A 20,263-nucleotide genomic window follows, 5' to 3' on the forward strand; every position below is an offset into this window, starting at 1 on the left:
AAAACAAAGGGCTAAAGCGCGTCGCATGAATCAAATTTGATGCGACGCGCTTAGGCGGCCGCAAGCGCCGCATAGACGCGGGCCGATTGCCGCTGTTCGATGACATGCAGCTTTTCCACCATGTCGAGCAGCTCGCCGACCGCGCCGTGCGCGTCGTGATGGCGGAATTTTTCGAGAAGACGGCCGCAGACATTGCCGAGCACGCTGCCCGGCGCTTTTCTTGCTGCGTCACGCCACAGCATTGTGGCTTCGACGAAGATCACGCTGATGTCCCTGGACAGGCCGGCGGACTCGTAGAGCGCGCGCACCGCATGCATGCGCCCGGTTGCCAGGATCGAGCGCACCCGGCGCTCGCCGCAACCCGTCAGCTCGACGACCGCTCCCGCAAAGAAATCCACCTTGCCGGCGCAGAGCGCGTGCATCAGGAAGGATGGCGTCAGCCGGCCGTTGAGGCGCAGATGCTCGACGAGATCGGGTATCTCGCGCGGCGCGATGTCGCCGGCGATCGACACGATGGCAGCCTCCGTCGCCTCGCGGCTGATGCGTTGGAGCCGCTGCAGGCCGATCGCCGCCTGTGCGAGCGGTAGCCCAACCAGCGCATTGCTGACATGCTGGGTAAGCAACTGCCGGGCATCGGCGGGAAGATCGCTGCGGTCGAGAAGCAGATTGCGAATGTCGCAGCAGTCGCCAAGCCGTTCGGCGATGCGTTTCAGCGATTGGCTGGAGATCGCCGCACCGTCGTTCTCGAGCAGGCAGAGCAGCTCCTCCTCGTCGCCGACCTCCGCAAGCGCTGCGCAAACCGGGCGCGTCACATGCGCCCTCACCGCGATCAGCATGCGGGTGGCGCCATTGCCGCGCGCGGCGAGATCGACGAGATCGGCATCGCTCAACAGCGGCGAACAGGTCACCGCATGGCAGGCAACCTCAGGCTGGTCTTCGGCAAGCGAAAGAATCAGGCTGCGTGGCGCATCGGGCGACCAGGCGATCGCCTCGGCAAGTGCCAACCGCACGCGCGGCGACGGATCGTCGAGCAGAAAGGTCATCGCCATTTCGGCTGCCGCCCGCTCCTCCACCGTCATCTTGGACTGAAGATAGGCTCGCCCGAGCGCGTTTGCTGCCCGGGCCCGGTCACCGGTCTTGGCCGTTTCGATCCAACGAAGGAAAGCTTCTATGATCACACGACGCCCCAGCACTTGAACGCGATTCCCTCGCGTTTCATTCAATGCTGCGACCGTAGCGACAAAAGGTTTAAGATTGGTTCACCATATTTCTTAAGTCTTTGTAGGCCTTGCGGCTGGATCTAAACCTTCGGCAGATGCGGCCGGAACATTTCGAAGACCTCGCTGGCTTCGCTGTAGTCCATATAACCCAAACGCGCGACGGGGCGGGCGAGCGACATGTCGAGGCGGCCATCCCTGACGATCGCCTCGTCGATGCGGATGCCGACCACTTCACCGAAGATGAAGACGTTTTCGGACGGTTCGCCCGACAGCGTCTTCGGTTCGATGATCTCGGTCACCTTGCATTCGAGCACTGCGAAAGCCTCGCCGACATACGGCGCGTCGATGAGTTCGGCCGGCTTCGGCGTCAGGCAGGCGAAATCGAATTCGCTGTCGCCGTAGGGCAGCGCCGCCGAGGAAAGGTTCATCTTCTCGGTGAGATTTCGGCTGACGAAATTGCAGGTGAAGACACCGGTCTCGGCCGCATTGCGCTGGCTGTCCTTGCGCCCGCTGGAGGAAAACATCACCAGCTTCGGCCGGTCGGAAACCGCATTGAAGAAGGAATAGGGCGCGAGATTGATCGAGCCGTCCCTGCCCTTGCTGCCGATCCAGCCGATCGGCCGCGGCGACACGATCGCCTTGAAGGGATCATGCGCCAGCCCATGCCGGTTGCTGTCGGTGGTGTAAAACATCAGTCCTCTCCGCCGACCCAGGTCACCGTATCGGCAAGTTCCGGCCGCGGCCGCTCGATCGCCGGAAATGTCGTCGAGCCGATATGGATGAAACCCGCCACCTTTTCATCCGGGCCGACGCCGAGCAGCGGATAGGCGCGCTCGTCATAGGCAAACCACTCGGTCAGCCAGTTGGCAACGTAACCGCTGGCATTGGCGGCGAGGATGAGGTTGAAGCAGAGCGCGCCGGCCGACATCAGTTGTTCCCATTCCGGGATCTTGATATGCGGCCCAGCCTTGCTGACGACGGCAACGACCACTGGCGCGCGGGTGAAACGGGCGCGCTCGACCTGGATCATCTCTTCGGAAAGCTCGGGCTTCATTGCGAGTGCCAGCTTTAGAAGCTCCTCGCCGAGACGCACACGCTGGTCCCCGCGATAGACGATGAAACGCCATGGCGCGATCTTGCCGTGATCGGGAACACGCGAGGCAAGACGCAGGATTTCTTCGATCTCGGCCTTCTCCGGACCTGGTTCGCACATCTGGAAAGCGGGGATGGAGCGGCGCACGGCGAGGTAGTCGATCAGCTTGATATCGGATTTCATGCGGGAGAAACTTCCATTTTTATGCTGCTGCAAAGGGTGGGTCTTGAATTTGCCATCGCGTTGGTCTTGAAGTGGCCTTTGCGATTTCAGAAGTCAATCGGTTCACGAAACAGATGTTTGGCATTTCGCCTCTTGCACGCATCGGCCTTGCCATTGCCCTGATGATACTGACGCCGCTCGGCGCCGGCGCTCAGGATGCCTTCAAGGAATTCAAGCAGCTTGAATCGACGCCGAAGATGCCGAAGCTCGATGCCTTCATCGCGCCCGGCACGGCGCCCGAAGGGGTCAAGCTGCGCAACGTTGCGATGGAAGCCAAGCTGACGGCGGACGGCACGCCGGTCGAGGAAGGCCTCTCCTGGTACGTCTTCAGCCCGATCGCCGGTACTGACGGCAAGCTGCCGCTGATCGCCAGCGCCAAGGGCGGACCCGCCGCCTTCCAGCTCGCTCCCGGCGATTATTTCGTCAACGTTTCCTTCGGCCGCGCCGGCGTTACCAAGAAACTGACCGTGCCCGCTGACGGCGAGGTCGACAAGCAGGTGATGGTGCTCGATGCCGGCGGCCTGCTGCTCAATGCCGTCTCCGGCACCGATGCCCGCATCCGCCCCGATCAGTTGAGCTTCTCGATCTATTCCTCGGAAGTGCGTGACGACGGCGAGCGCGGCCTCGTCATGGCCGACGTCTCGCCGAACACCGTCGTCCGCCTGAATGCCGGCACCTATCACATCGTCTCCGAATATGGCAGCGTCAACGCCGTCATCCGCGCCGACATCCAGGTCGAAGCCGGCAAGCTGACCGAGGCGACGATCCAGCATCGTGCCGCGCAGGTCACCTTCAAGCTGGTCTCGGATGCCGGCGGTGAGGCGATCGCCGATACGGCATGGTCGATCCTGACGGCGGCCGGCGACAGCGTCGGCGAAAGCGTCAGCGCCTTCCCGACCATGGTGCTCGCCGAAGGCGGATATTCCGCCGTCGCCCGCAACAAGGACAAGATCTACCAGCGCGATTTCACCATCGTCGCCGGCAGGAACACCGATGTCGAGGTTCTGATGAAGGACCAGCAGCCACAGCCGCCGGTGAACGATGCGGCCCGCACGGTGCAGCAAGTGCCTGTGGGAACGCCGCCGCCACCAGGTGTCCAGCCGGCGCCGGTGGCACCACTCCCTTCCTACGAACAGCTCGCACCGCAAGGCGGCGACGACACAAGCCTCGATTGATTGTGTCGCGAGCGGTTTTCGGCTCAGCCGAGATGTTTGGGTCCGGCCCGTTTAGGCGGCGCCACTGGCAAGACTGGCTCGTGACCGCGCCCGACCGTGCCGATCAAAGGCGTTCCAGACGCGCGTTCCATCATTGGCATGGAGAATTCTTTGAAGCGCATTGCAGCGTGGTTATTGGCTGCATGATCGTGGCGGCAACATCGCAGCCCTTGATCAGCTTCCGACAGCGCCGAAGTCCGGCGCTGTCGGATAGACGCGTTTTTTAGGCCGCCTTGGCTTTCTTTGCTTCGGCCTTGCGACGGATGTCGGGCGGCGTCGCTTCCAAGGCAAGGCTCTCGACGGCGACATCGAGCTCCATCGAAACCTGGTCCTGGCTGCCGAGGCGGCGGATGTTGACCGTGCGCTCCTCGGCTTCCTTCCGGCCGCAGACGATGATGACAGGCACCTTGGTGACCGAGTGTTCGCGGACCTTGTAGTTGATCTTCTCATTGCGGAAATCGGTCTCGACGTTGAGACCGGCCTCGCGCAGCGCCTCGGCCACTTCAAGCCCGTAGGTGTCGGCTTCCGAAGTGATCGTCGCGACCACCACCTGGAGCGGCGATACCCAAAGCGGCATGTGGCCGGCGAAGTTCTCGATCAGGATGCCGAGGAAGCGCTCCATCGAGCCGCAGATGGCGCGATGGATCATCACCGGCTGCGTCTTTTCGGAGTTGCTGTCGATGTAGAAGGCACCGAAGCGTTCCGGCAGGTTGAAGTCGACCTGCGTCGTGCCGCATTGCCATTCGCGGCCGATCGCATCCTTCAGCGTATATTCGAACTTCGGCCCGTAGAAGGCGCCCTCGCCCGGCAAGATGCCGGTCTTGATGTTGTTCGACTGCTGCTGGATCGTCTCCAACACATTCATCATCACGCTTTCGGCGCGGTCCCAGAGATCGTCGGAACCGACGCGCTTGTCCGGCCGGGTCGAGAGCTTGATGGTGACCTCGTCGAAGCCGAAATCCTTGTAGACCGAGAGGATCAGATCGTTGATCTTCAGGCATTCGGCAGCCATCTGCTCATCGGTGCAGAAGATGTGCGCATCGTCCTGCGTGAAGCCACGCACGCGCATCAGCCCGTGCAGCGCCCCCGACGGCTCGTAGCGATGGACATTGCCGAATTCGGCAAGCCGGATCGGCAGCTCGCGGTAGGATTTCAGCCCATGTTTGAAGATCTGGATATGGCCGGGGCAGTTCATCGGCTTCAGCGCGAAAACCCGGTCGTCGTCGGTGTCGTCACCGGCAACCGTCACCTTGAACATGTTGTCGCGGTACCAGCCCCAGTGACCGGAGGTCTCCCACAGCGACTTGTCGAGCACCTGCGGCGCGTTGACTTCCTGATAGTCACCGGCTAGCCGGCGGCGCATATAGGCGACCAGCGTCTGGAAGACGCGCCAACCCTTGCCGTGCCAGAAGACGACGCCCGGGCCCTCTTCCTGGAAATGGAAGAGATCCATCTCGCGGCCGAGGCGGCGGTGATCGCGCTTCTCGGCTTCGGCAAGCATATGCAGATAATTGTCGAGTTCCGACTGCTCGGCGAAGGCCGTGCCGTAGATGCGGCTCAGCATCGGGTTGTTGCTGTCGCCGCGCCAGTAGGCGCCGGCGACCTTCAAGAGCTTCAAGGCGCTGCCGATCTGGCCGGTCGAGGCCATATGCGGGCCGCGGCAGAGATCGAACCAGTCGCCCTGGTAATAGATCTTCAGATCCTGCCCTGCCGGGATGGCGTCGACGAGTTCGACCTTGTACTGCTCACCCTTGTCGGCGAAGACCTGTTTGGCCTTCTCGCGCGACCAGACCTGCTTGGTGAAGGGGGCGTTGCGGGCGATGATCTCCTTCATCTTCTTTTCGATCTTCGGCAGATCGTCGAGCGTGAAGGGCTCGTTCTTGGCAAAGTCGTAGTAGAATCCGTTTTCGATGACCGGGCCGATCGTCACCTGAGTGCCGGGCCAGAGCTCCTGCACCGCTTCGGCCATGACGTGCGCCGCGTCGTGGCGGATAAGTTCCAGGGCGCGGTCGTCGTTGCGGGTGATGATCTCGATCCGGCCCGTCGTCACGGGATCGGAAAGGTCGCGCACGGTGCCGTCGATCGCAATGGCGACCGCCTTCTTGGCAAGCGACTTGGAAATGGATTCGGCGACATCCCGGCCGGTTGCGCCAGCATCGTAGCTGCGCACGGAACCATCGGGAAATGTCAGCGAAATAGCTTGGGACATCGAAATTCTCCTTGTCCAGTCCCGCCAACGAATGCGGGTGGTTGCAACGGCAGCGCCTCCGTCTTTGGATGCGCTCCCGCCTGATAATCAGATTTCTCTCGTGAGTAAAGAAGAAGCCGGCCTACATGATCATCTCGGCAAGGCCGCACACGGTGTTCCAGTTACGCATCGTCCCGACGCCTATCCGCTTGTTCGTCAGGGCCGAAAGCAGCTTGGATTGGCTGGGTTTGCCGGCAAAATCGATCCAAAGATCGCCGCCGACGACGGCGATGCGCTGTCCCTCCGTCATCAGCGGTTTCAGCGCCTCCACCTTCTTCGGATCGACCGGCAGTCGCATCACCCGGACGATGACCTGGTCGGCGTTGCCATCCTTGAAGGGATTGGTGCTGCAAAGCGCCATCCAGCTGCAGTCGTTGCGCACGACGATATCGACGTGTTTGCCGAACTTTTCTTCAAAGCCCTCTTCCAAGGTCACCTCGAGTTCGTGCGGCCGCATATCGTCGGCTTCGAAAACCAGATTGCCAGTGGAAACCAGCGTGCGCGGTTCGCGATAACCGAGCTCTTCGGCCAGTGCGCGCAAATCCTGCATGATAACGCGGCGATCGGGCGTCAGGACAATGCTGTGCAGAAGGGCGATGAAGGTACTCATGGCGCCCACCCTTTCTTGCGTCCGAGGGAGAGATACCGCCACGGCGTCCACCAGCGGAACTGATCGCCGAGCACTTCAGGCACCTGGTCGAGGCCGCTGGTGCCACCCGGGCCGCAGCGGCCGACCCGAAACAACGTCATCCAGCCGCCAGCCCACAGGCCGTGGCGGGCGATCGACTCATAGCCGTATTCGGAGCAGGTGGGGATATGGCGGCAGGAATTGCCGACAAAGCTGGAAAGCGTCAGCTGGTAGAGGCGGATAAAACCCATCCCGAGCAGGCGGTCGGGAGTCTTGCGGAACGGACCGGTATAATTGCGGGATGTGTGTGCGGCCTTTTCACGCGGTTTTTCAGGTCCGGCGGCACCGCCGTCATCCTCATCGCTTGCCTGCAGGGCGCAGAACTCGCACATCTCCGTTACGCCTCGACAAACTCAGCCCGTTTCGCCTCGATCTGCCCGATCGCATCGACGACCGCATCGAAGGTCAGCATCGTCGAGGCATGGCGGGCCTTGTAGTCCCGCACCGGCAGCAGATAGCGCATGTCTTCGAACCGTCCCTCGGGCCCCGCTCCATCCGCCTTCAACATGGCAAGCATGTCCTGGCGTGCCTGGCGCAATTCGCCCGATGTGGCGCCGACGACATGGCGGGCCATGATCGAGGACGAGGCCTGGCCGAGCGCGCAGGCCTTCACGTCATGGGCAAAACCGGTCACGGTATCGCCGTCCATCTTCAGCCAGATTCGCACCTTCGAGCCGCAAAGTTTCGAATAGGCCTGGGCGCTCGCATCGGCCTCCGCCAACGTGCCGGTCAACGGAATATTGCCGGCGAATTCGAGGATCTTGCTGTTGTAGATGTCGTCCATGTCGGATTTCCGCTCCAAAATCACTGCGGATCGGCCTCAATAAGGGCTGTTATTGTTATTGAAACAAAAAACACACCGTGTCATCTGAGGATACTTACATACGATGGCCGTCTTCCTATATGTATGTCGTTCGAAGGCCATGAAAATGCAATGGCCTCGTGTAAGTTTGATTGGGAAACCGTGCCGGACGGGCGTTGAATGCGCCTTGAAAGCCCCGGAGCCTGCCAAAGGTGCATGAATTCCCGCATGGGATTGACCAGTGGCGATTCCGACAGATGGGTCCGCGGTGCGGACCAGGAGACCATTGTTCATGGACGCCATCGTAAAAAACTTTCCGCAGACCAACCGCGACTCCGATCGCCCCTCTCAGCAGGAGGCGGAGGAAGCCGTTCGTGTGCTGCTGCGCTGGGCCGGTGACAACCCGACCCGCGAAGGCCTGCTCGAAACGCCGGCCCGTGTCGTCAAATCGTACCGCGAGCTTTTTTCCGGCTACGACATGGCGCCGGAAGACGTGCTCGGCCGCACCTTCGAAGAGGTCGCCGGGTACGACGACATGGTCCTCGTCAAGGACATTCCGTTCTTCTCGCATTGCGAACACCACATGGTGCCGATCATCGGCAAGGCCCACGTCGCCTACATGCCGGACGGGCGTGTGCTCGGCCTGTCGAAGATCGCCCGCGTGGTCGAGATTTATGGCCGCCGCCTGCAGACGCAGGAAACGATGACCGCGCAGATCGCCCGGGCCATCGACGATACGCTTAATCCGCGCGGTGTCGCGGTATTGATCGAGGCCGAACATATGTGCATGGCGATGCGCGGCGTTCAGAAGCAGGGCTCGACCACGTTGACGACGACGTTTACGGGTACGTTCAAGACCGAGCCGGCCGATCAGGCCCGTTTCATGACCATGGTGCGGAGCCGCTGATACCGGCTCCCTCAGGAGGGCCGCGATGAGTCAAATGATCTTCAATCAACCATCCGAGGACAAGTCGGCGTTGGAAGACGCCGGCGATTTCACGCCGCGTTTCGATGACCGCGGCCTGATCACCGCGATCGTCACCGACGCTGGCGACGGCGAGTTGCTGATGGTGGCGCACATGAACGCCCAGGCGCTGGCGCTGACCATCCAGACCGGCACGGCTCATTATTTCAGCCGTTCGCGGGGCAAGATCTGGAAGAAGGGTGAAACCTCGGGCAATCTCCAGACGGTGAAGGAAATTCGCACCGATTGCGATCAGGACGCCATCTGGCTGAAAGTCGAGGTCGCCGGCCACGACGCCACCTGTCACACCGGCCGCCGCTCCTGCTTCTATCGGACGATTACGCTTCAAGACGGAAAGCCAATGCTGGATATCGTCGACGACGAGCGTCATTTCGATCCGCAGGACGTTTACGGGAAATAAGCCGAACGCGCCGGCATTTGCTCCTTATTGCGCCAGAAACCGCTTCTATATACCATTTGGAAACTGATCGGGCACACTATCGGGACCCAAAGTGTTCTGCTGGGAGGGAGAGCGCCATGCTGAGCTGGAATTTGCATCGTCAAAGCTCTGAAGGCGAAGGTTCCGGTACCGCCATATCCACCACGATCGAGGTGATCCCGCCTCCAGCACCCATCAAGAAAATCAAGATCGCGCTGGCGCTCGGCGGTGGTGCTGCCCGCGGCTGGGCCCATATCGGCGTGCTGCGCGCCCTCGACGAGGCAAAAATCGAGATCGGCATGATTGCCGGCACCTCGATCGGCGCGCTGGTCGGCGGCTGCTATCTCGCCGGCAAACTCGATGAACTCGAAAGTTTCGCCCGCTCGCTGACGATGCGCCGGATCGCAAGCCTCCTCGATCTCACCATCGGCGGCAGCGGCCTGTTCGGTGGCATGCGGCTGACCAAGCGTATGCAGGAACATCTGGAAGGCTTGAACGTCGAGGATCTCGACCGGCCGTTCGTCGCCGTCGCCGCCGAGGTCAATACTGGTCACGAGGTCTGGATCGCCAATGGTTTGCTGATTACCGCGCTGCGCGCCTCCTATGCCCTGCCCGGCATTTTCGAGCCCGTGCGCAGCAATCACCGCACGCTGGTCGACGGCGCGCTGGTCAACCCCGTCCCCGTCTCCGTCTGCCGCGCCTACGAGCAGCCGCTGGTCGTCGCAGTCAATCTCAATTACGATCTCTATGGCCGCTCGGCCGTCGTCCGGCACAACGCCAGCCTTTCGCCGCAGGAAGTGCAGAAGCAGGAAGAGGCGCCCTATGCCCGTCTCGGCATGACCGGCGTCATGGTGCAGGCATTCAACATCATCCAGGATAGGATCGCCCGCGCCCGCCTTGCCGGCGACCCGCCGGATATTTCGCTGCAGCCGCGTCTGAGCTACATCGGCCTTTCGGAATTCCACCGGGCCGGCGAGGCGATCGAACGCGGCTACGAGGAAGCCAGGGTAAGACTCCCCGAAATCAAACGCATGCAGGAAGTTTACGCCACCTCCCCCTGATGGATATCGTCCGAAAGCCCGTAGCGCTTGAGGCCGGCAAGACCTCAGCCGGCGATATAGGCCTTGATCTCCTCGGCCTCGCGCTCAACTTCGGCGATGCGAGATTTTACCACGTCACCAATCGAGATGATGCCGGCAAGCTTGCCGTTGCTTTCCACCGGCACATGCCGGAAGCGGCGGCTGGTCATCAGCTCCATCAGCTCGTTGACGGTCGTCTCCTCATGGCAGCGGTAGACCTTCGCAGTCATGACCTGGGCAAGCGACTGGTCGAGCCCGTCCTTGCCGTGTTTGGCGATCGCATGCACGAGGTCACGCTCGGTGAACATGCCGGAAATCCGGTTTTCCATGCCGACGACGACGATAGCGCCGATCTTCTTCTTGCTGAGGATGGCGGCCGCCTCGGCGACGGTGGTGTTCGGCCCGGCGGTGACGACGTCCCTGCCTTTCAGGTCGAGGATTGCTTTGACTGAACTGGTCATTCGAACCTCCTATGTCCGTGAAACACTTGTCACAGGCATCCGCGGCGGTTTCTCCCCCCATCGCGGATAATAGGTCGATGGTGCACCGCCCGGCTCAGGATTGCAACAGATCCTTCTCTGTTCCCGCAGCTTCCATCCCCGGTGGGCGCGGCGCCCGGTCGAACAGCGAAAACAACAGGAAGCCGAAGACGAAGCCGCCGATATGCGCGTCCCAGGCAATCGCCTGATCACTATCGCCGACGAGCGGGATGCCGACGGCGATCAGGGCGTTGCCGACCAGCCAGAGCAGCATGAAAATGACGACCGTGCGGCTCTGCAGCGCCTCGACGATGGAAAGCCGGGCATTGAGATGCGCAGGCAGCATCGGCCGACGTTCGGCCGGAAAGGCGAATCGGCAGGCGGCGCCCATCAACCCGGAAATGACGCCCGACGCGCCGATCAGCAGCGTCACATCTCCCCAGTTCAGGACCGCATGCAAGGCCGCCGATGCGACGGCCGAAAAAAGCCAGAAAAGCACAAAACGCAGCGTTCCGATGCGGCGCACGACCGGCGCGCCGAAGGCCATCAGCCAGAAGGCGTTGAAGACGATATGCTGGACGCTGCCGTGCAGCAGTGAATAGGTGACCGGCGTCCAGAACAGCTCCAGCCCTTGCTGCGACAGTGGAATCACATAGCGGGCGGGAACGAAGCCGAAGGTGAAGAATAGCCAACTCAGCGCATCGTCTGAAAGCACGAGCTCCTGCACCGCATAGATGACAACAAGCAGACAAAGGCTGAAGAACAGCGCCGGCGGAAGGTTGAAGACCGGCACGCGCGGCGGCTTTGCCAGCGGCTGGACCTCGGGAGGTTCGGGCGCCTTATGCGGCTCGGCCGTCTGCTCATTCATTTCAATATCGCCTCGTTGAGGCCACAGCCATACAGGACCACCTGTCAAAAAAAAAGCCGTCCGAAGTGCCGGACGGCATACCGGGAGTTCAAGGAAAGACCTCGGCCCGGGCAGGTTGTGCTGAACTTCGAAAGTCGAAGCGATGACCGGACAGTGTCACGACGGGCACAGCATCTCAACCGAAACCGTTTCTTAACCTTAACCGCCGCGGTTTGGCATGAAATCCGCAAGGTAGAGCCTGTCGGGGCAATGATTGCCCGAAAATGATCCGGAATGGGACAGGTTGGTGTAAAATGCGTGTGCAAACGACCATCGAGATTTTTGACTACTGGAACCGTATCCGCGGCGCTGCCGATGCGCCGCTGAAACAGCAGGTCGAACCCTCCGCCGTACCCCATCTGCTCCAAAGCCTGTTTATTCTCGAGACGCGCGAGGGAGGTGACATCGGCTTCCGGCTCGCCGGCACCCGCATCTGCGATCTGTTTGGGCGGGATCTGCGTGGTGAACGTTTCGCCTCGCTCTGGGCAAACGGCCAGCACGCCGACATCGAACGCACGGCAATGGGTGTGATGGACCATACCATGCCAGCCCTGTTCAATGCGACGGGCTACAGCACCGTCGGTCATCAGGCCTCCTTCGAGATCATCATGATGCCACTGCGCTCGCCGGGCGGCGCCTGCGATCGGCTACTCGGCGGGATCGCACCCACGGCGGCTGCGAGCTGGCTGGAGATCGTGCCGCTGGAATTCCTGGCGCTCGACCGCAGCCGACTGCTGCCCGGAAAATTCGGCACGGCCACACCAGCTGAACAACGCCCCATCAACGAAATCGTTGCCGGCAAAAGCCTCGGCTTCGGGCAGGTCATGCGCCGCATGGTGTCGCAGCTGCTGAGTGCGGAGGCGCACTGACCGTTTCGTTTCGGGACATAGCGGATACTCGTTTTCCGCTATGTCCGAATGAGGCCAAACAACCTTCTGTTAAGGGATTGCGGGTAAAGATCAGTCTCTGCGATTTTGATGAAGAAGCCATTTGATGCACTCGTTCCAGCCAGCTCAGACGCAAAGACCTGCGCCGCGCCCTGAACAGGGCGTTTTTCAGCGCGTGCCCATCAATATGCAGGGCCGGCTGATGCTTGCGAATTACGAGGAGTTCGAATGCATAGTGATCGACATGTCGCCTGGCGATATGTACGTCACCTGCCTCGGTCGGCCACGCACCAACGAACGTGTCGTCGCCTATATTGACCATCTCGGCCGCGTCGAAGGTTATGTCCAGACGCTCGATGGCCGCGGCTTCACCATGTCGATCAATGCCACCGAGCGGAAGCGCGAGAAGCTCGCCGCCCAGCTCACCTGGCTTGCCAACAAGCACGAACTCGGCCTGCCGGAAGACCGTCGCCATGACCGCCTGACGCCACGCGACACGAATACCGAGCTGACGCTCGAAGACGGCACACGTTATACCTGCCGCATCATGGACCTTTCGCTGTCGGGCGCTGCCGTCGACGTCGAGATGCGCCCGTCGATTGGAACGGCTGTGCGGCTCGGCAACATGCGCGGTCGCGTCGTCCGCCATTTCGTCGAAGGTGTGGCGATCGAATTCCTGTCGATCCAGTCCCGCGACACGCTGCGCGAATTCCTCTAACAGACCGCGACGTTGCCGCCGCTCTTCGTGGTGGGTGCAATGTCCTGACGGACTCCGCTGAAGATGATGGCAGGTCCGGGCCGCACCCGGTCAGGTCGTGTTGAAACGCCTGGGCTTCACCGCAACAGATCTGCAAGCGGAGACCAATCTGGCTTTGGAAAGCAAGCAGAACATCCTGTCGCAAGTGGTTCCAACCTATCTTCTAGTAAAGGTTATGAGTGGAACAACCTGCGACAGGCAGAACGATGGCAGCTCTCTATCCGAAAATCGAACCCAATGATTATGGCCTGCTCGACACGGGCGACGGCAATCTGATCTATTGGGAGACCTGCGGCAGTCCCGCGGGCCGGCCGGCGCTGGTGCTGCATGGCGGGCCGGGCTCCGGCTGTTCGACGGCGGCGCGGCGCCATTTCGATCCCGATGCCTACCGAATCATTTTGTTCGATCAGCGCAATTGCGGCCGCAGTCTGCCGAGCGCTGCCGATCCCGAAACCGATCTTTCCCACAACACCACCTGGCATCTCGTCGCCGATATCGAGCGGCTGCGGGTCTTCTTCGGCGTCGACACCTGGCTCGTTTTCGGCAATTCCTGGGGATCGACGCTGGCGCTTGCCTATGCCGAAACCCATCCGCGGCGCGTCGCGGGGATCGTCCTGTCGGGCGTGACCACCACAAGGCGCTCGGAAGTCGACTGGCTCTATCGTGGCATGGCGCCGCTGTTTCCGGAAGAATGGCATCGTTTCCGCCAGGCGGTCCCCGCAGGCAGCCGGCAACAAGATGACGACATGGTGGCCGCCTATCATCGTCTCCTCAATGATCACAACCCGGAAACGCGGCTGAAGGCAGCGTGCGACTGGCATGACTGGGAAGCGGCCTCGATCCTGCTCGCCGACCCCAAAGGCCTGCCGCGCGCCGCTGGGTCAATCCGGCCTATCTGCTGACCCGGGCTCGCATCATCACCCACTATTTCACCAACGGCGCCCGGCTGGAAGACGGCCAACTTTTGAGGAATGCCGCGAGGCTCGCCGGCATACCGGGTATCCTGCTGCAGGGACGGTTCGACATCGAAGCGCCGCTTGTCACCGCCTGGGAACTGGCCCGCGCCTGGCCGCAAAGCGAGCTCCAAATCCTTCCGCATGCATCCCACTCCACCGCAAATCCCGATATGAGCGCCGCGATCGTCGCCGCTACCGACCGATCTCGGGATTACCCGCAAAAATAATTTTGCCGCCGGAATCTGAAATCCGAGCGATGACCTGCTTTGACCGGGCCGAATCGTCTGATTCCGGCTGCCTTGCCAGCCTGCCGCGCAGCGCCGAACCGCAGCCGGCATTTATCCGGCTCAACGAAAATCCTTAACGCCGGGACGGCAACGCAACCTTTTATCGGGCGAAAGCCTTGTTGCGAGAATTACAATTTTAATCGAATTCGAGACAAATGCGCGTCGAATTTTATGCGCATTCGACTCTGTTTTTAGCCAGATTTTATCGGCATTTGATTCAACTAAGCCTTTAATTCTATTGCGTAATTTTGCGTGAGATAAAAACGTCCGTGTCATTGTCGCCTCAACTTACGGGGAGACGGCAATGACAACTGCAAACATCCTGAAAGGCGGCCTTCTGGCCGGTGCCCTCATAATGGCAATGGCGGGTTCGGGCCAGGCGATGCCAGCCAGCATGGCCCTGGCGGGTAATGCCAGCCCGCCGATCGGCCACTATGAATTCTGCAAGGCGAATCCAACCGAATGTGCCTTTGCCGGCGGCGATGCCGGACCGGCCATCCTCAACGAGGATCGCTGGAAGGAAATTCTCAAAGTCAATTACACCGTCAATTCGGCGATCCAGCCGGAGACGGATGAACAGATCTACGGCGTCGAAGAACGCTGGGCCTATCCCACAACCGTCGGCGATTGTGAGGATTATGCCCTGCTGAAGCGCAAGATGCTGATCGAAGACGGCTTCTCGCCCTCCGACACGCTGATCACCGTCGTGCTGCAGCCGAACGGCGAAGGCCATGCCGTGCTGACGGTCCGCACCGATCACGGCGACTTCATCCTCGACAACATGCGCAACAAGGTGCTGCTGTGGTCGGATACCGAATACACCTACCTGAAGCGCCAGTCCGCCGACGATCCGGCCCGCTGGTCGAAGCTCCAGGACGGCCGCACTGTCGCGGTTGGTAGCGTCAAGTAAGAATAGTCTGCGGCCCGGTCAGTCCCCGCATCCCGTCCCGACCGGCGCCCAAGAGCCGTTCCCGCTGTCCCGGGAACGGCTCGCTCTTTTTTGGACAGGCATTCGCCCCCAGGCGACCCACACCCCTGAAATCTTAGCGAATTATTAACCGTGCCAGTCCGATCATGCCGATCAGACTCACCATCGGCACCGGCGGCTCATGTTCCTCCTGCGGCGGACCGAAACACGAAGAACCGCCATGAGCCATGCCGCGCGCAGCGCACCCGACGAGCAGCCGCTTTTTTCCTTGGGCTTTCTGCTCCGCACGATGGCGGTGATTGCCGTCCTGGCGGTCCTGACGGTTGCCATCAGCATCGGCGGCCGTTGGTTCGGCCGGCATATCTCGCTTGCCGGCAACACCGACAGTACGGTCGAGATCACGCTGGCCATCGGCCGCGACACCGTGAAATTCCCCGAGAACGCCATTCGCTTCCCGAGTCAAAGGCATGACGGTGCGGCCGAGCGTGTCGATCTCTATCTCGCCTGGCCTGATATGCGGGGCTACGGCAAGGAAAACCACCTTCGATTCGACGATATCGCCCAATCCTCCGGCCTGATCTTCCTGCAGATTACCCAGAGCACAATGTCGCGCGACATGTCCGGGCGGCTGGAGCCGATCTATTCGCATCTGCTCGAAGGACCGGCCGCACCCTTCCGCGACGGCCTGACGCTGCACCGTCTTCGCGCCGACGCCGGTTACGGCGACGAGGTGCTGCTGACGGCGCCCGTCAAGGGCGGGCCGGATTACGTCGTGCGCTGCCTGTTGCCTTCCGTCCCCGACAAGGCGTCGAGCGGGGATTGTCAGCGCGATATCAAGGTTGGCAGGGATCTCAGCGTTCTCTACCGCTTCTCAAGCAGCCATCTCGACGACTGGGAACATATTGATGCCGCTATCCGCACCATTGTGGAAGCGCGTCTTGTGAACCGTTCTGCGACAAGTCCCTAAAATGCTCCCCGGACAGCGAAATAAACGATTCATCATAAACGGATTGGTAACGCCCAATCGGTAGATTTTGAAGACGGGCTGTACGGCGGGAGGTGTGCGGTTCCTGCCGATAGTTGAGGTGCCAAATATCTGAAATGCAAGCGAAGAGTGGAATAGTGTCAAGGTCAGTCTCCCCCGTACCATCGTCCCGATCCGGCAGCTTTTTCGCCAAGCTACTGGCGATCCTTTCGGTGGCCGTCACGATCGTCTTGGTCGATTCGGTAAGCGCCGAAGCTGAAGCGGCGAATTCGAAATATGCAGGCATCGTCGTCGACGCCAAGACCGGCAATGTTCTCTACAGCGAGAATTCCGACCGGCTGCAATACCCCGCCTCCCTGACCAAGATGATGACCATCTACATGACCTTCGAGGCGCTGGAGCAGGGTCGTATCCGTCTCGATACGCCGGTTCCCTTCTCCGCTCATGCGGCAGCCCAGGCGCCGACCAAGCTCGGTGTTCGCGCCGGCGGCACGATCACCGTCGAGCAAGGCATTCTCGGCCTCGTCACCCTGTCGGCCAATGATGCCGCAACGGCGCTCGGCGAAATGCTCGGCGGCGGCAGCGAGGATCGTTTCGCCCAGTTGATGACCGCCAAGGCGCATGCGCTCGGCATGACGCGCACCACCTATCGCAATGCCAACGGCCTGCCGAATACCGCGCAGATGACGACGGCGCGCGACCAGGCCCGCCTCGGCATCGCCCTTCGGCAGCATTTCCCGCAATATTACGGCTACTTCTCCACCCGCGCCTTCAAGTTCGGCAGCCGCACGATCCGCAGCCACAACCGCCTTGTCGGTTCCGTGCGTGGCGTCGACGGCATCAAAACCGGTTATACCCGCGCTGCCGGCTTCAATCTGGTCAGTTCGGTGCAGGTCGACGGCAAGTCGATCGTCGGTGTCGTGCTCGGCGGCGCTTCGACGCCTGCCCGCGATACCCAGATGCGCAATCTGATCGCCACCTACCTGCCGAAGGCATCGAGCCGCGGCGGGTCGTCGGCCCTGATCGCAGAGGCGGCCCCTGCCCCGGCGATGATCGAGACACCTGCTCCGGTCATGCCACAGAAGGTCCAGCAGAAGGCCCAGCCGCAAATGGCCAAGGTGATCACCGCAGCGCAGCCGCCGGTTTCGGCCGCTGCCGCCGATCTCAGCCTGCCGCACAAGGGCCCGCTGCCGGATGCCCGTTATCAGGTCGCCGAGACCGAGGTCGCTTATGTCGAGACGGCTCAGGCGAAATCCGACAACCCGCTGGTAGCCCAGCCAATGCCGGCGCCGACCAAGGTCAAGACCACGACCATCAAGCAGCAAGCATCGCTCGCCGTGCCGAAACCGGCACCCGCTGCCTTGCCGCAGGAACGGGAAGATACGGCGGTCGACAATGTCACCACCGCTTCGACCACGCCGACCTCGACCAGTGCCGCTTCAACCGACAATGGCCCGGCCGGCTGGGTCGTGCAGGTCGGCGTCTCGCCGAGCCGGCAGATGGCCATGGATCTCCTGGAAAGCGCCAAGAGCAAGGGCGGCAAGGCGCTGGCCTCGGCAAAGCCTTTCGCCGTCGCCTATGCCGCTGGCGGTGACCAGCTCTATCGCGCTCGCTTCGGTGGTTTCGACGACCAGCGCGATGCGGTCAATGCCTGCAAGGCCTTGAAGAAGGCCGGAATCAAGTGCTGGGCGGCTGCCCAATGAGCTATTCGATGCTGCCTGCAAGATGGCCGGCGGCATCGGTAATGGCCGGAATCGGTGTTTGCGTTTCCGGCCACCGTTCTTGAACTCGATCAGTGTTGCGTACGGGGAAAACAATGGCAATCAATGAGAATGTTCCGGGAATGCCTTCAGACCGCCGCATGCCGGCCAAGGGGCGCTCATCGCTGCATCCGTTGCACGAGGCTGCGTTGCGGCTGGCCGAAATGGGCCTGCAGCGTCCGAAGGCGAAGTCTCCAAAGACCCGCGATCTCATCAATCTGCTGCTTAGCCATGGTGCCCGCGCCTGGCGCTATTCGCAGCCCGAGGCCCGCATCCATCTGCATGTGACCTCGCAAGACGGCAGTGTGCCGGTGCAGCTGCGCCTGCGTTGAAGCTTGGTAGTGTAGCCCAGAACCAGGACGCGTTTTTGGGCGACAGACGTTAGAGCAGACCAAGTTCCGTCAGCTCGCGGCGCAGGTCCGCGGGCATTTCGACAATGCCTGCCCCAAGGCTCATCAGGTCGCGCGGCACGTCATCCTCAGTGTAATAACGCCAGCCCTGGAAGGGACGCTTCGGCTGCACGGCCGTCTCGATGACCTCCGGGCCCAGCATCAGGCGGCAACGCGAAATACCCTCGCCGTCAGTGAAGGTCTCGATGTCGAGCAGCCTCTGCCGCGCCTGCACCTGGCCTTTGATCACCCAATAGAGCGAGCCGCCGTCAAGCAGCTCGTCCATGCGTTTCGGCGCCATGCGCGTCGTGTGCACCGAATGCGGCTCGAGCCCGGCGGCGATGGCGCGCAGCGAGCGTTCCGCCACCCATTCGCGCAGATCCTCTATCGAGTCGGCGCCGACGCAGAGTTTGATGAGATGCAATGCCATGCCGCCGTTGAAATCCTTTTGGCAGCGGGCGTCAAGCAAGAAGCATCACGCGTCCACAAACTCAGCACTCGACCACGTTGACGGCAAGGCCGCCGGTCGAGGTTTCCTTGTACTTCTCGCTCATGTCGTGGCCGGTCTGGCGCATCGTCTCGATACAGGCATCGAGCGGCACGAAGTGCTGGCCGTCGCCCTTGACGGCGAGTGACGCTGCGGTCACCGCCTTGACGGCCCCGAGTGCGTTGCGCTCGATGCAGGGAACCTGCACCAGGCCCGCAACCGGATCGCAGGTCATGCCAAGATGATGTTCGAGGGCGATCTCGGCGGCGTTCTCGATCTGCTCCGGCGTGCCGCCCATGACGGCGGCAAGGCCTGCGGCCGCCATTGCCGCTGCCGAGCCGACTTCGCCCTGACAACCGACCTCTGCGCCCGAGATCGAGGCATTGTGCTTGATGATGCCGCCGATGGCCGCAGCCGTCAGCAGGTAATCGCGGATGCCGTTTTGATCCCAGTCCTCGTGGAAATGCTCGTAGTAGCGGATCGTCGCCGGGATGACGCCGGCCGCACCGTTGGTCGGCGCCGTGACGACGCGCCCGCCGGCGGCATTCTCCTCGTTGACGGCCATCGCATAGACGCTCAGCCAGTCGTTGGCGAGCAGCGGGTTGACGCGGTTGCTGCGCCACTCCTCTTCCAGCTTGTCGTGAATCCTGCGGGCGCGGCGCTTGACGTTGAGGCCGCCCGGCATGATGCCATCGACCTTGAGGCCGCGCTCGATACAGGAGCGCATCGCCTCCCAGATGCGGTCGAGCCCCTGATCGAGCTCCTCCTGGCTGCGCTGGCTCTGCTCGTTTGCCCGCTTCATCTGGGCGATCGACAGCCCTGAGCGCTCCGCCATCTCGAGCATCTGTTTTGCGGTGGCGAAGGGATAGGGCACGCGCGTGCCGCCGGCCGCGTTCTTCTTCGCCCGCATCTGCTCCAGCTCGGTGTCGGTGACGACGAAGCCGCCGCCAACCGAATAATAGATACGCTTGACGAGCAGCCGGCCGTCCCTGTCATAGGCGGAAAAGACCATGCCGTTGGCATGACCGGGCAGCGGCTGTTTCTTGTCGAAGATCAGGTCTGTCTTCGGCTGGAACTGATAGGCGGGATGCCCCTCCGGCGTGATGCGGCCGGTGCGCTCCACCGTGTCGACGATGCCGTCCATTTTGTCGGGATCGACACTGTCGGGCGCCTCGCCCATCAGGCCGAGAATGACCGCCCTGCCGGTGCCGTGGCCGATGCCGGTATGGGCAAGCGAGCCGTGCAGGCTGACCTTGATCGCGACGACCTGGGCGCCTGAGGATGGGCGCGGCCATTCGTCAGACAGGATCAGGTCGAGAAACCGGTTGGCCGCCGACATCGGACCCATCGTGTGCGAGCTCGACGGCCCGACACCGATCTTGAAGACATCGAATACCGAGAGAAACATGGATGCGCCTTCTGATTACGAGGATGCAAGCTTAAGCGATGCCGGTTTTCAATCCGTGCGGCAC

Annotated in this window: 21 protein-coding genes and 1 pseudogene; 11 read left to right on the forward strand and 11 right to left on the reverse strand. The window is 61.8% G+C overall.

What is annotated here, in order from left to right:
- Window positions 1–50: 50 nt before the first annotated feature.
- The 3 genes from HJB83_RS22180 to HJB83_RS22190 form a co-directional block, all read right to left on the reverse strand.
- Window positions 51–1,193: a DUF2336 domain-containing protein gene (locus HJB83_RS22180; RefSeq protein WP_207580547.1), complete on the reverse strand. Its 1,143-nt coding sequence runs from the start codon at window positions 1,191–1,193 to the stop codon at window positions 51–53.
- A 107-nt stretch (window positions 1,194–1,300) separates the two neighbouring features.
- Entirely contained in the window at window positions 1,301–1,912 is a 612-nt protein-coding gene (locus HJB83_RS22185) for a flavin reductase family protein (RefSeq protein WP_207580548.1), read from the reverse strand.
- Window positions 1,912–2,496, reverse strand: a complete 585-nt coding sequence (locus tag HJB83_RS22190; RefSeq protein ID WP_207580549.1) for a nitroreductase — start codon at window positions 2,494–2,496, stop codon at window positions 1,912–1,914. Before HJB83_RS22190 ends, HJB83_RS22185 begins: the two co-directional genes overlap by 1 nt.
- Window positions 2,497–2,609: 113 nt before the next feature.
- On the opposite strand from HJB83_RS22190, the gene HJB83_RS22195 reads away from it, so the two are divergent.
- Window positions 2,610–3,710 carry a hypothetical protein gene (locus HJB83_RS22195; RefSeq protein ID WP_207580550.1) on the forward strand — a complete coding sequence of 367 codons (1,101 nt, stop codon included), beginning with the start codon at window positions 2,610–2,612 and terminating at the stop codon, window positions 3,708–3,710.
- A gap of 262 nt (window positions 3,711–3,972) precedes the next feature.
- On the opposite strand, the gene thrS is transcribed toward HJB83_RS22195, so the two are convergent.
- The 4 genes from thrS to HJB83_RS22215 all read right to left on the reverse strand — a co-directional run bounded on the left by thrS (window position 3,973) and on the right by HJB83_RS22215 (window position 7,469).
- Complete coding sequence (thrS, locus tag HJB83_RS22200) at window positions 3,973–5,958, reverse strand: threonine--tRNA ligase (RefSeq protein WP_221132644.1); 1,986 nt, start codon at window positions 5,956–5,958, stop codon at window positions 3,973–3,975.
- 121 nt (window positions 5,959–6,079) lie between these two features.
- Window positions 6,080–6,607: a DUF1697 domain-containing protein gene (locus HJB83_RS22205; protein ID WP_207580552.1), complete on the reverse strand. Its 528-nt coding sequence runs from the start codon at window positions 6,605–6,607 to the stop codon at window positions 6,080–6,082.
- The gene (yidD, locus tag HJB83_RS22210; RefSeq protein WP_221116015.1) at window positions 6,604–7,017 is read right to left on the reverse strand and encodes a membrane protein insertion efficiency factor YidD; all 414 of its coding nucleotides are present in this window, start codon (window positions 7,015–7,017) and stop codon (window positions 6,604–6,606) included. The genes HJB83_RS22205 and yidD overlap by 4 nt, the downstream gene beginning before the upstream one ends.
- Before the next feature lie 5 nt (window positions 7,018–7,022).
- Window positions 7,023–7,469: an iron-sulfur cluster assembly scaffold protein gene (locus HJB83_RS22215; RefSeq protein WP_207580554.1), complete on the reverse strand. Its 447-nt coding sequence runs from the start codon at window positions 7,467–7,469 to the stop codon at window positions 7,023–7,025.
- Between the two features lie 310 nt (window positions 7,470–7,779).
- On the opposite strand from HJB83_RS22215, the gene folE reads away from it, so the two are divergent.
- The 3 genes from folE (at window position 7,780) to HJB83_RS22230 (ending at window position 9,951) form a co-directional block, all read left to right on the forward strand.
- Window positions 7,780–8,394 carry a GTP cyclohydrolase I FolE gene (gene folE, locus HJB83_RS22220; protein ID WP_164014590.1) on the forward strand — a complete coding sequence of 205 codons (615 nt, stop codon included), beginning with the start codon at window positions 7,780–7,782 and terminating at the stop codon, window positions 8,392–8,394.
- Between the two features lie 25 nt (window positions 8,395–8,419).
- Window positions 8,420–8,872, forward strand: coding sequence for a phosphoribosyl-AMP cyclohydrolase (gene hisI / locus HJB83_RS22225; protein ID WP_207580555.1), 453 nt, complete (start codon window positions 8,420–8,422; stop codon window positions 8,870–8,872).
- A gap of 116 nt (window positions 8,873–8,988) precedes the next feature.
- Window positions 8,989–9,951: a patatin-like phospholipase family protein gene (locus HJB83_RS22230; RefSeq protein WP_221132645.1), complete on the forward strand. Its 963-nt coding sequence runs from the start codon at window positions 8,989–8,991 to the stop codon at window positions 9,949–9,951.
- A gap of 44 nt (window positions 9,952–9,995) precedes the next feature.
- Here HJB83_RS22230 and HJB83_RS22235 read toward each other — a convergent pair whose 3' ends face one another.
- Both HJB83_RS22235 and HJB83_RS22240 read right to left on the reverse strand, forming a co-directional pair.
- Complete coding sequence (locus HJB83_RS22235) at window positions 9,996–10,430, reverse strand: CBS domain-containing protein (RefSeq protein ID WP_164014594.1); 435 nt, start codon at window positions 10,428–10,430, stop codon at window positions 9,996–9,998.
- A gap of 94 nt (window positions 10,431–10,524) precedes the next feature.
- Window positions 10,525–11,316, reverse strand: a complete 792-nt coding sequence (locus HJB83_RS22240; protein WP_207580557.1) for a rhomboid family intramembrane serine protease — start codon at window positions 11,314–11,316, stop codon at window positions 10,525–10,527.
- Between the two features lie 263 nt (window positions 11,317–11,579).
- On the opposite strand from HJB83_RS22240, the gene HJB83_RS22245 reads away from it, so the two are divergent.
- From HJB83_RS22245 to HJB83_RS22275, 7 genes and pseudogenes are all read left to right on the forward strand, one after another.
- Window positions 11,580–12,224: a PAS domain-containing protein gene (locus HJB83_RS22245; RefSeq protein WP_221116016.1), complete on the forward strand. Its 645-nt coding sequence runs from the start codon at window positions 11,580–11,582 to the stop codon at window positions 12,222–12,224.
- A gap of 124 nt (window positions 12,225–12,348) precedes the next feature.
- The gene (locus HJB83_RS22250; RefSeq protein WP_207580559.1) at window positions 12,349–12,960 is read left to right on the forward strand and encodes a PilZ domain-containing protein; all 612 of its coding nucleotides are present in this window, start codon (window positions 12,349–12,351) and stop codon (window positions 12,958–12,960) included.
- A gap of 245 nt (window positions 12,961–13,205) precedes the next feature.
- Window positions 13,206–14,182 (forward strand): annotated as a pseudogene (gene pip / locus HJB83_RS22255) (prolyl aminopeptidase).
- 364 nt (window positions 14,183–14,546) lie between these two features.
- Window positions 14,547–15,152 carry a transglutaminase-like cysteine peptidase gene (locus tag HJB83_RS22260; RefSeq protein WP_221132646.1) on the forward strand — a complete coding sequence of 202 codons (606 nt, stop codon included), beginning with the start codon at window positions 14,547–14,549 and terminating at the stop codon, window positions 15,150–15,152.
- 199 nt (window positions 15,153–15,351) lie between these two features.
- Window positions 15,352–16,137: a hypothetical protein gene (locus HJB83_RS22265; protein WP_221132647.1), complete on the forward strand. Its 786-nt coding sequence runs from the start codon at window positions 15,352–15,354 to the stop codon at window positions 16,135–16,137.
- 134 nt (window positions 16,138–16,271) lie between these two features.
- Window positions 16,272–17,858, forward strand: a complete 1,587-nt coding sequence (locus tag HJB83_RS22270; protein WP_221132648.1) for a serine hydrolase — start codon at window positions 16,272–16,274, stop codon at window positions 17,856–17,858.
- Between the two features lie 113 nt (window positions 17,859–17,971).
- A complete protein-coding gene (locus tag HJB83_RS22275) occupies window positions 17,972–18,247 on the forward strand; it encodes a hypothetical protein (protein ID WP_164014607.1) in 276 nt (91 codons plus the stop codon).
- 49 nt (window positions 18,248–18,296) lie between these two features.
- Here HJB83_RS22275 and HJB83_RS22280 read toward each other — a convergent pair whose 3' ends face one another.
- Both HJB83_RS22280 and HJB83_RS22285 read right to left on the reverse strand, forming a co-directional pair.
- Window positions 18,297–18,734: a DUF1489 family protein gene (locus HJB83_RS22280; protein WP_221132649.1), complete on the reverse strand. Its 438-nt coding sequence runs from the start codon at window positions 18,732–18,734 to the stop codon at window positions 18,297–18,299.
- Window positions 18,735–18,795: 61 nt separating this feature from the next.
- Window positions 18,796–20,199, reverse strand: coding sequence for an L-serine ammonia-lyase (locus tag HJB83_RS22285; protein WP_221116019.1), 1,404 nt, complete (start codon window positions 20,197–20,199; stop codon window positions 18,796–18,798).
- Between the last annotated feature and the right edge of the window lie 64 nt (window positions 20,200–20,263).

Source organism: Rhizobium sp. NZLR11, from assembly GCF_019685115.1.
Taxonomy (GTDB): Bacteria; Pseudomonadota; Alphaproteobacteria; order Rhizobiales; family Rhizobiaceae; genus Rhizobium.

What these genes read in the sequence shown, in the direction of transcription:
- hisI (WP_207580555.1), top strand. Translation starts at nt 8,420, where the DNA reads ATGAGTCAAATGATCTTCAATCAACCATCCGAGGACAAGTCGGCGTTG.
- HJB83_RS22270 (WP_221132648.1), top strand. Translation starts at nt 16,272, where the DNA reads ATGCAAGCGAAGAGTGGAATAGTGTCAAGGTCAGTCTCCCCCGTACCA.
- HJB83_RS22235 (WP_164014594.1), bottom strand. Translation starts at nt 10,430, where the DNA reads ATGACCAGTTCAGTCAAAGCAATCCTCGACCTGAAAGGCAGGGACGTC.
- HJB83_RS22195 (WP_207580550.1), top strand. Translation starts at nt 2,610, where the DNA reads ATGTTTGGCATTTCGCCTCTTGCACGCATCGGCCTTGCCATTGCCCTG.
- thrS (WP_221132644.1), bottom strand. Translation starts at nt 5,958, where the DNA reads ATGTCCCAAGCTATTTCGCTGACATTTCCCGATGGTTCCGTGCGCAGC.
- HJB83_RS22230 (WP_221132645.1), top strand. Translation starts at nt 8,989, where the DNA reads ATGCTGAGCTGGAATTTGCATCGTCAAAGCTCTGAAGGCGAAGGTTCC.
- HJB83_RS22205 (WP_207580552.1), bottom strand. Translation starts at nt 6,607, where the DNA reads ATGAGTACCTTCATCGCCCTTCTGCACAGCATTGTCCTGACGCCCGAT.
- HJB83_RS22280 (WP_221132649.1), bottom strand. Translation starts at nt 18,734, where the DNA reads ATGGCATTGCATCTCATCAAACTCTGCGTCGGCGCCGACTCGATAGAG.
- HJB83_RS22245 (WP_221116016.1), top strand. Translation starts at nt 11,580, where the DNA reads ATGATCCGGAATGGGACAGGTTGGTGTAAAATGCGTGTGCAAACGACC.
- HJB83_RS22250 (WP_207580559.1), top strand. Translation starts at nt 12,349, where the DNA reads ATGCACTCGTTCCAGCCAGCTCAGACGCAAAGACCTGCGCCGCGCCCT.
- HJB83_RS22285 (WP_221116019.1), bottom strand. Translation starts at nt 20,199, where the DNA reads ATGTTTCTCTCGGTATTCGATGTCTTCAAGATCGGTGTCGGGCCGTCG.
- HJB83_RS22215 (WP_207580554.1), bottom strand. Translation starts at nt 7,469, where the DNA reads ATGGACGACATCTACAACAGCAAGATCCTCGAATTCGCCGGCAATATT.
- HJB83_RS22185 (WP_207580548.1), bottom strand. Translation starts at nt 1,912, where the DNA reads ATGTTTTACACCACCGACAGCAACCGGCATGGGCTGGCGCATGATCCC.
- folE (WP_164014590.1), top strand. Translation starts at nt 7,780, where the DNA reads ATGGACGCCATCGTAAAAAACTTTCCGCAGACCAACCGCGACTCCGAT.
- HJB83_RS22275 (WP_164014607.1), top strand. Translation starts at nt 17,972, where the DNA reads ATGGCAATCAATGAGAATGTTCCGGGAATGCCTTCAGACCGCCGCATG.
- HJB83_RS22240 (WP_207580557.1), bottom strand. Translation starts at nt 11,316, where the DNA reads ATGAATGAGCAGACGGCCGAGCCGCATAAGGCGCCCGAACCTCCCGAG.
- HJB83_RS22265 (WP_221132647.1), top strand. Translation starts at nt 15,352, where the DNA reads ATGTTCCTCCTGCGGCGGACCGAAACACGAAGAACCGCCATGAGCCAT.
- yidD (WP_221116015.1), bottom strand. Translation starts at nt 7,017, where the DNA reads ATGTGCGAGTTCTGCGCCCTGCAGGCAAGCGATGAGGATGACGGCGGT.
- HJB83_RS22260 (WP_221132646.1), top strand. Translation starts at nt 14,547, where the DNA reads ATGACAACTGCAAACATCCTGAAAGGCGGCCTTCTGGCCGGTGCCCTC.
- HJB83_RS22190 (WP_207580549.1), bottom strand. Translation starts at nt 2,496, where the DNA reads ATGAAATCCGATATCAAGCTGATCGACTACCTCGCCGTGCGCCGCTCC.